This is a genomic window from Streptomyces sp. NPDC001515 (assembly GCF_053597115.1).
In genome coordinates, this window is record NZ_JBSFHN010000079.1 from 1 (window position 1) to 2955 (window position 2955).

Consider the following 2955-nt stretch of genomic DNA (forward strand, 5'->3'; position numbering starts at 1 on the left):
CCACCTCGCCATGACCGACCTCATGGCCCGCCGCCTCACCGGCGAAAACACCATCTCCTGGCGCGACCCGACACCAGCACATCAAAGCCGCATACAAGGATGAAACAACAGGATGAAACGACCTCTTATGGCCGCCCGCGGTGGCGTGCCGGGGTGCACTGGTCGAGGCTGGGGCCATGCGCGAGATAGGTGATTATGAAGGGTTACACCGCAGCCGGTTGCGGGGGCTGGTTGCTCTAATGTGTGCGGGGGTACTGTCGGTCGTTGCGCCGCAGGCTTCGGCCCAGCAAACCGGCACCGTGCCGTTCGGCGGTGAGCAGTGCTCGGCGAGTACCGGGCCGTATCAGCGGCAACTGGAGGAGTTCTTGCAGTTGCCGGTGGATGGACGACAGTCCCTGCAGGACTGCTCGACCATTCGCGACTTCCAGCACAGGTATCAGCTCGTTCGCCAGGATGGGTACGCGGGGCTGGAAACGTACCGTCAGACACAGGTCGTACGGGCGGGCACGAATCCGAACGCGTCCGGCTCCTGCCCGGTTGATTCCGGCAGGGTCGTGTGTGTTGACATGGCGCGTCAGATCCTGTGGCTGCAGAGCGGCAAGAAGCTGGAGTACGGCCCGGTGGCCACGCGAACCGGCCGCTGGGGGGAGGAAACCCGACCCGGGCTGCACAAGATCTTTCGTCGCGTCCGCGATGAACATTCACAGCTGTTCGGCAATGCGCCCATGCCCTACGCGCAGTACTTCGACGGCGGCCAGGCGATCCACGGCCGGTACGACGACTTGTTCGACGGTGGTGGCTCAGCCGGCTGTGTCAACCTACGGTTGCAGGACGCGAAGGCATTGTGGGATTCAATCGGCATCGGCAGCCAAGTCTTCATCTGGGGCAGGAAACCCGGCACCTGAGGAAACCTCTGAGTCAACCGGCTACGTTGTGGAGCGGAGCAGGAGGCACCGGCCAGGACCTTCATTGAGTTGGATCCTGACTGGTCGGCCCGGCCGCCCAACAGGCCCCGGTGGAGTAGTACGACCATTCAGGTCACACGGTCGGTCTATCCGCATCTGCCTCGCACAAGCGTCTGGAACATTTGCATATGTTGCCAGCATGAGACTTGCACAGAGACACCTCGTGGTCATGGCACTCACGGCCTCCGCCGCAGTGTTCTTCGCTCCCGCGGCCCCTGTCTCCGCTGCCGGCATGCCGGCAGCGGAGACAGGTTCGCAGACCTTCGCCTTCACCGGCGCTCCCCAGCAGTTCACCGTCCCTGAGGGAATCTGCTCCCTGTCCGTCGTGGCGTATGGCGCGGCCGGAGGCACCGGTCAGTACGAGGTGCCAGGCGGCAGGGGGGCTGAGGTATCCGCATCGCTGGATGTGACGGCTAGTCAGGTCCTCACCGTCGATGTCGGGGGCGCGGGCCATGACGGGGATGCCCTCGACGCGGCTACCCAAGGCGGTTACGGCGGCGGCGGAAAGGGCGGCGCTTACCGGGTCGGGGGCCAGATCAGCGGTATCGCCGCAGGCGGCGGGGGCGGGCGGACCGTCATCAGCGCAGGGCCGACTCCCCTGATCGTGGCGGGCGGAGGCGGCGGCGGAGGCGCATCCTTCTTTTCCTCAAACATCGGTGGCGGGGACGGCGGACAAACCGGGGAGCCGGGCACCGGGCTGGCTGGGGACGACGAGGGCAAGCCGGGACGCCCGGGCGGGGAAGGGGGCCAGGGTGGCATCAACGCCCCGACCGCGGAACCGAACGGTGAGAACGGTTCCCCGGCCACCGGGCCGGTCGGTGGGCGCGGCGGCGACAGCGTCCGCGACCCGCACGGCGGGGCAGGCGGCGGAGGAGGCGGAGGAGCCACCGGAGGAGGAGGCGGCGCCGCGTCTCCCACCGCCTATAACAGCGGGGCCGGAGGAGGCGGAGGTTCCAGCGCAGGCCCCGCAGGCTCCACTTTTCTCACCGGCGCCCGCCAAGGCGACGGCCTGGCCACCTTCGAGTGGGAGCCCTGCGCCACAACCACCGGCGAACTGACTGTCGAGAAGACCGACAGGACGAATGGGCAGCCGCTGCCGGGGGCGGTCTTCCAGCTGTGGCAGGAGACTAACAACATCGACGGGCTCCAGACCACGGGCACCAACCCCGACATCGAGGTCGGCAGTGCCTGTGCCACTGACGAGCAGGGCCTGTGCACTTTCGACGCCCTGGAGCTCGGCACCTACTACCTGGAGGAGACCGCCGTCCCCGAGGGCTACCGACAGCCCAGCGATCCTGTCACCGGCCCGTTCGAACTGACAGGGCAGAACCCCGACCTCTCCACCACCATCAGCAACACCCGCGGTGAGCCCTGCAAGAACTGCAAGTGACCAGTTGATCTTGAGGTTCTGACCGGCGTCCGGGCTCGGGACTGTAATGAGCGCGGCGCGGGGCACGTGGTGGACGAGTGGGCGCCATGCGGCTTCGGCAATGTGGGGGGGCCGGTCGTAGGCGTGGGTGCCGATGGCGACGCGGTTGTCCGAGTCGGTGGCCTGGTCCAGGGCGGTCTCCCACACCAGTTCGAGATGGGGCTGGTGGTGTGGTCGGGGAGGTAGTCAAAGACGTTCCAGGCGTTGGGATTGCTGGTGGGCAGGAGCAGACTTGAGGCGCCGTAGCACAGGCACCTGTGTCCAGACACTCGTCAGACGGGCGCCCTCGGGCATGGGACGACACCCGTCTGACGAGTGTCCGACAGGTACCGCGCATGAGGCGCAACGTGAGGGTGAACTGAGTTGACGACAGCTCAGGACGGACGCAACACGAGCCGTCCAGTAGCCCGCGATAGGGCGGAGTTGACTGGGTTGTGCGGTCAATTGACCACGGTCAATGAGACGCTTCCGAGTCTGACGACTGTGTTTTCGCTGGTCAGGGGTGGGGGTGGCATCGGTGTGGGAGTGATGGGGTGTCGTTTCGTCGCTCTTGTGGAGGTC

2 protein-coding genes and 1 pseudogene are annotated in these 2955 nt (G+C 66.5%); all 3 read left to right on the plus strand.

Annotated features, from left to right (window positions below; all coding sequences use genetic code 11):
- A pseudogene (locus ACWCXC_RS37355) lies at positions 1-103 on the plus strand (IS5 family transposase); the annotation flags it as partial.
- A 73-nt stretch (positions 104-176) separates the two neighbouring features.
- Complete coding sequence (locus ACWCXC_RS37360; RefSeq protein ID WP_450891808.1) at positions 177-905, plus strand: L,D-transpeptidase; 729 nt, start codon at positions 177-179, stop codon at positions 903-905.
- Between the two features lie 199 nt (positions 906-1104).
- Positions 1105-2355, plus strand: coding sequence for a prealbumin-like fold domain-containing protein (locus ACWCXC_RS37365; RefSeq protein WP_450891809.1), 1251 nt, complete (start codon positions 1105-1107; stop codon positions 2353-2355).
- Positions 2356-2955 lie beyond the last annotated feature (600 nt).